Raw genomic sequence first — 7,693 nt, 5'->3', positions numbered from 1 at the left:
CGGCGTCGCTGTCGGCGGTGGCGTATTACGGGGACGGGAATGCGTCTGTGCGGTTGCTGAACGATACGGGGTATTTGGGCTGAGGGGGGGGCGTTAGGGCCCCCCCCCCCCCCCCCCCCCCCGGGGGGGGGGGGGGGCCCCCCCCGGGGGGGGGGGCCCCCCCCCCCGGGGGGGGGCCCGCCCCCCCCCCCCGCCCGCCCCCCCCCCCGCCCGCGGACGGCTCAGGCCAGGCGTTCGCGTACCGCTTCCAGGACACCGTCCAGCGGCACGGCCGCCTGGTCGCCGGATTCCATGTCCTTCAGCTGGACGATGCCTTCGGCAAGGTCGCGCTCGCCCGCGACCAGGGTGAAGCGCGCGCCCGAGCGGTTCGCGTTCTTCATCGCGCCCTTCAGGCCCTTCGAGCCGAAGCTGAAGTCCGCCGCGATGCCCGCCCGGCGCAGCTCCGCGACCTTCGCGAACAGCACGCGCCGCGCCTCCTCGCCGAGCGGGACCGCGAACACGCTGGTCGTGGAGGGGAGTTCGAGGGCGATGCCCTCGGCCTCCAGGGCCAGCACCGTGCGGTCGACGCCGAGCGCCCAGCCCACCGACGGCAGCGCGGGGCCGCCGATCATCTCGGAGAGGCCGTCGTAGCGGCCGCCGCCGCCCACCGCGGACTGCGAGCCGAGACCGTCGTGGACGAACTCGAAGGTGGTCCGGGTGTAGTAGTCGAGGCCGCGCACCAGCTTCTCGTCGTCCTCGAAGGCCACGCCCTGCGCCATCAGGAGGTCGCGGACCTCCTCGTGGTACGCCTTGCAGGCGTCGCACAGGTAGTCGCGCAGCAGCGGCACCCCCACCAGCTGCTTCTGCACGGCGTCGCGCTTGTCGTCCAGGATCCGCAGCGGGTTGATCTCGGCCCGGCGCAGCGTGTCCTCGTCGAGGTCGAGGCCGCGCAGGAAGTCCTGGAGGGCGGCCCGGTAGACCGGGCGGCACTCCTTGTCGCCGAGGGAGTTGAGGAGGATGCGGAAGTTCCGCAGGCCGAGCGAGCGGTACGCGTCGTTCGCCAGGATGATCAGCTCGGCATCCAGCGCCGGGTCCTCCGCGCCGATCGCCTCGGCGCCGACCTGCGAGAAGTGCCGGTAACGGCCCTTCTGCGGGCGCTCGTAGCGGTAGTACGAGCCCGAGTACCAGAGCTTGACGGGGAGGTTGCCCGCCTTGTGCAGGTTGGCCTCCAGGGCCGCGCGCAGCACGGAGGCGGTGCCCTCGGGGCGCAGCGCGAGCCTGTCGCCGCCCTTGGTCTCGAAGGCGTACATCTCCTTCGTGACGATGTCGGTCGATTCGCCGACGCCGCGCGCGAAGAGCTCGACGTTCTCGAATCCCGGGGTCTCGATGTAGCCGTAGCCCGACCGCTTCAGGGGCGCCGAGATGGCCTCGCGCACGGCGAGGAAGCGCGCCGAGTCCGGCGGGATCAGGTCGTACGTGCCCTTGGGGGCCTGGAAAGTACTCATGGAAGGGCTTCTCGTCACATTCCTCGTCGGGGAGAGGCGATGCCCTCTCCCTGGCCGGCGGCCACCTGCCGCAGATACGGGTTGGTGGCGCGCTCCTGGCCGATGGTCGTCTGGGAGCCGTGGCCGGACAGCACCACGGTCGAGTCGTCGAGCGGCAGGCACACGCGGCCCAGCGACTCGAGGAGCTCGGCGTGGCTGCCGCCGGGCAGGTCGGTGCGTCCGACGGAGCCGGCGAAGAGCAGGTCGCCCGAGAACAGGATGGGAGGGATGTCCTCCGCCTCGGGCAGCCCGAACGTCACCGACCCCTTGGTATGGCCGGGCGCGTGCGACACGGTGAGCTCCAGGCCGGCGAGGCTCAGAGCGGCGCCGTCGGTCAGCTCCTTGACGTCGGCGGGCTCCCCCACCGTCAGCTCGCCCATGAGCTGGGCGCCGAGGGACCGGCCGAGGGCCTTCTCCGGGTCGCTCATCATGTAGCGGTCGTCGGGGTGGATCCAGGCGGGTACGTCGTGGGCTCCGCAGACCGGGACGACCGAGGCGCAGTGGTCGATGTGGCCGTGGGTGAGGACGACGGCGACGGGCTTGAGCCGATGCTTCTTCAGCGTTTCCTCGACGCCCTGGGCGGCCTGGTGGCCGGGGTCGATGATCACGCATTCCTCGCCTGCGGCGGGGGCGACCAGATAGCAGTTGGTCCCCCAGGCCCCGGCGGGGAACCCGGCAATCAGCACGATCGTCCTCGATTTCTTGCGCGGCGGGTGGTAACGGCTGCTCAGAGCCTACCGGCGCTGCTCCGGTCACAGCGAACCCATATACGGTACGGGGCACAGCTCGTACCCCCGTACCCACAGCTCACGAGACCGCACAAGGAGACGACAGGTGGTCAGCAGCGAACAGCGTCGGCGCCAGCTCGCCCGCGAGAAGTTCGAGCGGCAGCAGCAGCGCCGGGAAGAGGCGCGGCGCAAGGCCAGGCGCCGCAACACCGTCATCGCGGCCGCCCTCGCGGTGGTCGTGGCGGCGGGCGGCGCCGCCTTCGCGGCGGGCGCCTTCTCCGGCGACAGCAAGAAGAAGCCGGACGCCGCCTCGGACAGCCCGTCGGCCCGGCCGAGCCAGTCGGCGGAGCCGAAGATGGCGATCGAGGCCAAGGGCACGTACGACATGGCGCTGAAGACGAACGCCGGCGAGATCAGGTTCGCGATGGACGCGGCCAAGACCCCGCACACCGTGAACTCGTTCAAGTACCTCGCCGACAAGGGGTTCTTCAACAACACCAAGTGCCACCGGCTGACCACGCAGGGCATCTATGTGCTCCAGTGCGGCGACCCGCAGGGCACGGGTTCGGGCGGTCCCGGCTACACGATCCCCGACGAGAACCTGACCGGGCTCGGCAAGGCGGGCGCGGACGGCACGGTGACCTACCCGGCGGGCACGGTCGCGATGGCCAATACGGGCCAGGCGCACACCGGCGGCAGCCAGTTCTTCCTGGTCTACAAGGACAGCAAACTGCCGCCCACCTACACGCCGTTCGGCACCATCGACGCGGCCGGTCTGAAGGCCGTGCAGGACGTCGCCAAGGAGGGTGTCGAGGGTGGCGCGGGCGACGGAGCCCCCAAGAAGGCCGTCACCATCCAGACGGCCGCGGTCACCAAGGAGTGACCGGGCCGGGCGCCCGGCACCGAGCGTGAACCGTCGAATTCGGCCGCGCTGAGTGCGGACAGCCGGGCGGCCGGTCGCCTAGATTGGCGTTGTGCAGCGCGGGCTCGTACGCGCTGTGGAGGGCGGGCGAGGCCCGCCGGGAAACTGTGGACGATGCCCCGGGGGACGAACCCCCCGCGCAGGCATCATGTGGAGGAGGCGCTGTGAGCAGCGACCCGTGGGGCCGCGTCGACGAGACGGGCACCGTGTATGTGCGTACAGCCGATGGCGAAGTGGTCGTCGGATCGTGGCAGGCGGGCTCTCCCGAGGAGGCCCTGGCCTACTTCGAGCGCAAGTACGAGGGCCTGGTTGTCGAGATCGGCCTCCTCGAACGGCGGGTGAAGACCACCGACCTGTCGGCGAAGGACGCCCAGACCGCCATCGACCACCTGCGCTCGCAGGTGGACGAGCATCACGCCGTCGGTGACCTCGACGCGTTGCGGGGGCGCCTCGACAAGCTGGTGCAGACCGTCGAGTCGCGGCGCGAGGAGCGCAAGGTCCAGAAGGCCAAGCAGACCGACGAGGCCAAGCATGCCAAGGAGGCGCTGGTCACCGAGGCCGAGGAGCTGGCGCAGAGCGAGCAGTGGCGCTCGGCGGGCGAGCGGCTGCGTGCCCTGGTGGACACCTGGAAGGGCCTGCCGCGCCTGGACCGGAAGTCCGACGACGAGCTGTGGCACCGCTTCTCGCACGCCCGCTCGGCGTTCTCCAAGCGCCGCAAGGCGCACTTCGCGTCGCTCGACGCGCAGCGCGAGGACGCCCGCAAGGTCAAGGAGAAGCTGGTCGCCGAGGCCGAGTCGCTGTCCGGGTCCACGGACTGGGCCACGACGGCCGCGCGCTACCGCGATCTGATGGCGGACTGGAAGTCCGCGGGCCGCGCCCAGCGCGAGGCCGAGGACGAGCTGTGGAACCGCTTCCGCGGCGCCCAGGACGTGTTCTTCGCGGCGCGCAGCTCGGTCTTCGCGGAGCGTGACGCCGAGCAGACCGAGAACCTGAAGCTGAAGGAGGAGCTGGCCGAGGAGGCCGAGAAGATCCTCCCGGTGACCGATCTGAAGGCGGCCCGCGCCGCGTTCCGCTCGGTCAACGAGCGCTGGGAGGCCATCGGCCACGTACCGCGGGACGCGCGTCCCAAGGTCGAGGGCCGGATGCACGCCGTGGAGCGGGCGATCCAGGAGGCCGAGGAGGCCGAGTGGCGGCGCACCAATCCGGAGGCTCGGGCGCGTGCCGCGGGTCTGACGGGCCAGCTCCAGGACGCCGTCGACAAACTGCACCGGCAGATCGACGCGGCCCGCGCGTCCGGCAACGACGCCAAGGCGGACAAGCTGGGCCGCGAGCTGGAAGGCCGCCAGGCGCTGCTGGACCAGGCGCTGAAGGGGCTTGAGGAGTTCGGCGGCTGACCCTGCCGGACCGTGCGGTCGGCCCCCGGAACCTGCCCGGTTCCGGGGGCCGACCGCTGTCCCGAGGTGCGCGAACGGCACCCGGGCCAGCCCGTCACACGGGGCGGGCGCCGCGTGCCAGGGCGTCGAGCGCGTGGCGCAGGACCTCGCAGGCCTGGCTGTGGTTCCCGGCGGCCGGACGAGGCCGACGAGTCAGCGGCAGATCGTGACCGCCTCCGGGCCGAACCGCTTGTGCGTCGGACGGAAGGCACCCTCCAGGACCTCGATGGCCTGGCCGTCCCGCCCCGACTCGGTGAGCGGCTCGGCCAGTTCGAGGTGGACGGTGACGGTGTCGCCGTCGGGCGCCCGGCTCCGCAGGATCGGCGGACTCGGCCCCGACGGTCCGCTGCACCTGGTACCGCTGACCGATCACGGTCGGCTCGGCCATGTCACTCCGAGCGCGCACCCTCCGGCCATCGCCCTCAACTCGCTTGCCGGGCAAGCCGATTGGGGATTGGGGAGGGTGCGGCGCCGGTTAGGGGCGGCGCGCCGAGGTGACCCGGTACACGTCGTACACGCCCTCGACTCCCCTGACGGCCTTGAGCACATGGCCGAGGTGCTTGGGGTCGCCCATCTCGAAGGTGAAGCGCGAGGTGGCCACCCGGTCGCGGGAGGTCTGCACGGCCGCCGAGAGGATGTTGACGTGCTGGTCGGACAGGACGCGGGTGACGTCCGACAGCAGGCGCGAGCGGTCCAGGGCCTCGACCTGGATGGCGACCAGGAAGACCGAGGACTGGGTCGGCGCCCACTCCACTTCGAGGATCCGCTCGGGCTGCTGGGACAGCGAGTCCACGTTGACGCAGTCCGCGCGGTGCACGGAGACGCCGCTGCCGCGGGTGACGAAGCCGATGATGGGGTCGCCGGGGACGGGCGTACAACAGCGGGCCAGCTTGACCCACACGTCGTCCACGCCCTTGACGACCACACCCGGATCGGCGTTCTTGCGGCGCTTGCTGCGGCCCCGCGAGGGCGGCGCCGACTCGGCGATGTCCTCGTTGGCGGCCTCCTCGCCGCCGAGCGCCTGCACCAGCTTCTGCACGACGCCCTGGGCCGCCACATGGCCCTCGCCGATCGCCGCGTACAGCGACGAGATGTCGGGGTAGCGCATCTCGTGGGCGAGGGTGACCAGCGAGTCGCCGGTCAGGATCCGCTGGATCGGCAGGTTCTGCTTGCGCATGGCGCGCGCGATGGCGTCCTTGCCCTGCTCGATCGCCTCCTCGCGGCGCTCCTTGGAGAACCAGGCGCGGATCTTGTTGCGGGCGCGCGGCGACTTGACGAAGCCGAGCCAGTCGCGGGAGGGACCCGCGCCGGCCGCCTTGGAGGTGAAGACCTCCACCAAGTCGCCGTTGTCCAGGGTCGATTCGAGCGGGACCAGGCGTCCGTTGACGCGTGCTCCTATGGTCCGGTGGCCGACCTCGGTGTGGACCGCGTACGAGAAGTCGACGGGGGTCGAGCCCGCCGGGAGCGCGATGACGTCGCCCTTGGGCGTGAAGACGAAGACCTCGTTGCGCGAGAGGTCGAAGCGCAGCGACTCCAGGAACTCGCTGGGGTCCTCGGTCTCCTTCTGCCAGTCGAGCAACTGGCGCAGCCACGCCATGTCGTTGAGGTGGTCGTCCTTGCCGGTCTTCTTCGGCACGTCGGTGCGCACCTTGGAGGCACCGGCGACGGCCTCCTGCTTGTACTTCCAGTGCGCGGCGATGCCGTACTCGGCCCGGCGGTGCATGTCGAAGGTGCGGATCTGGAGCTCGACGGGCTTGCCGTTGGGGCCGATCACCGTGGTGTGCAGCGACTGGTACATGTTGAACTTGGGCATCGCGATGTAGTCCTTGAACCGGCCGGGGACCGGATTCCATCGCGCGTGCACGGTGCCGAGCGCCGCATAGCAGTCCCGGACCGTGTCGACCAGGACGCGGATGCCCACCAGGTCGTAGATCTCCGCGAAGTCGCGGCCGCGGACGATCATCTTCTGGTAGACGCTGTAGTAGTGCTTCGGGCGGCCGGTGACGGTCGCCTTGATGCGGGCCGCGCGCAGGTCGGACTGCACCTCGTCGGTCACTATGGCGAGGTACTCGTCGCGCTTGGGGGCGCGCTCGGCCACGAGCCGCACGATCTCGTCGTACATCTTGGGGTAGAGGATCGCGAAGGCGAGGTCCTCCAGCTCCCACTTGATCGTGTTCATGCCCAGGCGGTGGGCGAGCGGCGCGTAGATCTCCAGGGTCTCGCGCGCCTTCTTCTCCTGCTTCTCGCGCTTGAGGTACCGCATGGTGCGCATGTTGTGCAGCCGGTCGGCGAGCTTGATGACCAGGACGCGGGGGTCCTTGGCCATCGCGACGACCATCTTGCGTACGGTCTCGGCCTGCGCGGCGTCGCCGAACTGCACCCGGTCCAGCTTGGTGACGCCGTCGACGAGCAGGGCCACCTGGTCGCCGAAGTCGCGGCGCAGGGTGTCCAGGCCGTACTCGGTGTCCTCGACGGTGTCGTGCAGCAGGCCCGCCATCAGGGTGGCCGGATCCATGCCGAGCTCGGCGAGGATCGTGGTCACCGCGAGCGGGTGGGTGATGTACGGGTCGCCGCTCTTGCGCTTCTGGCCGCGGTGCCAGCGCTCGGCGACCTGGTAGGCCCGCTCGACCTGGCGGAGCGTGGCCGTCTCGATCTTGGGGTCGTTGCTGCGCACTATCCGCAGCAGCGGTTCGAGCACCGGGTTGTACGCGGACGAACGCTGCACGCCCAGACGGGCGAGGCGGGCGCGTACCCGGTTGGAGGAGCCGCCGGAGCGGGACACGGAGCCGGCCGGCACGGCCGGCTTGGCGACCGGGGCCGGAGCCGGGGCCTGGGCGCGCTCGGGCACCGCGGGCTCGGGCTTCGCCGCGGGCTCGGAGGGCGTGGCCGGGGCCGCCGCCGGCTCCTTGGCCTGCTGGTCGGGCTGCGCGGCGGAGAGTGGCTGGGCCTCGTCTGGCAAGAGCGCTCCTCTGGGGGTCCCCCCGGACGGAGTCTGGGGGAGGGTCCGGGTCCCCCGGTCAGGCCCGGAAGTACATGGTATCGAGCCAAGGGCCCCCGCTCGCCCTCGGCCGGTGTGACGGCTCTGCC

At 71.3% G+C, this 7,693-nt stretch carries 5 protein-coding genes and 1 pseudogene; 3 read left to right on the top strand and 3 right to left on the bottom strand.

The window, feature by feature from the left end; genetic code table 11:
- Window positions 1-83: pseudogene (locus tag ACIQ8J_RS10665) on the top strand (histidine phosphatase family protein); the annotation flags it as partial.
- Window positions 84-221: 138 nt separating this feature from the next.
- Here ACIQ8J_RS10665 and hisS read toward each other — a convergent pair.
- Together hisS and ACIQ8J_RS10655 are read right to left on the bottom strand one after the other, a co-directional pair.
- Window positions 222-1,484 carry a histidine--tRNA ligase gene (gene hisS / locus ACIQ8J_RS10660; protein WP_403266241.1) on the bottom strand — a complete coding sequence of 421 codons (1,263 nt, stop codon included), beginning with the start codon at window positions 1,482-1,484 and terminating at the stop codon, window positions 222-224.
- Window positions 1,485-1,498: 14 nt separating this feature from the next.
- Entirely contained in the window at window positions 1,499-2,209 is a 711-nt protein-coding gene (locus tag ACIQ8J_RS10655; protein WP_403266238.1) for an MBL fold metallo-hydrolase, read from the bottom strand.
- A 148-nt stretch (window positions 2,210-2,357) separates the two neighbouring features.
- On the opposite strand from ACIQ8J_RS10655, the gene ACIQ8J_RS10650 reads away from it, so the two are divergent.
- Together ACIQ8J_RS10650 and ACIQ8J_RS10645 are read left to right on the top strand one after the other, a co-directional pair.
- Window positions 2,358-3,134 (top strand): peptidylprolyl isomerase, encoded by a 777-nt coding sequence (locus tag ACIQ8J_RS10650; protein WP_403266235.1) that lies wholly within the window; start codon window positions 2,358-2,360, stop codon window positions 3,132-3,134.
- Window positions 3,135-3,337: 203 nt separating this feature from the next.
- On the top strand, window positions 3,338-4,567 hold the full coding sequence (locus ACIQ8J_RS10645; protein ID WP_403266233.1) for a DUF349 domain-containing protein: 1,230 nt from the start codon (window positions 3,338-3,340) through the stop codon (window positions 4,565-4,567).
- Window positions 4,568-5,081: 514 nt separating this feature from the next.
- Here the strand turns inward: ACIQ8J_RS10645 and ACIQ8J_RS10640 are convergent.
- A complete protein-coding gene (locus tag ACIQ8J_RS10640) occupies window positions 5,082-7,565 on the bottom strand; it encodes a RelA/SpoT family protein (RefSeq protein ID WP_403266230.1) in 2,484 nt (827 codons plus the stop codon).
- Between the last annotated feature and the right edge of the window lie 128 nt (window positions 7,566-7,693).

The organism is Streptomyces sp. NPDC094147 (assembly GCF_044764265.1).
Taxonomy (GTDB): domain Bacteria; phylum Actinomycetota; class Actinomycetes; order Streptomycetales; family Streptomycetaceae; genus Streptomyces.
This window is presented reverse-complemented; position numbering and strand designations above follow the sequence as displayed.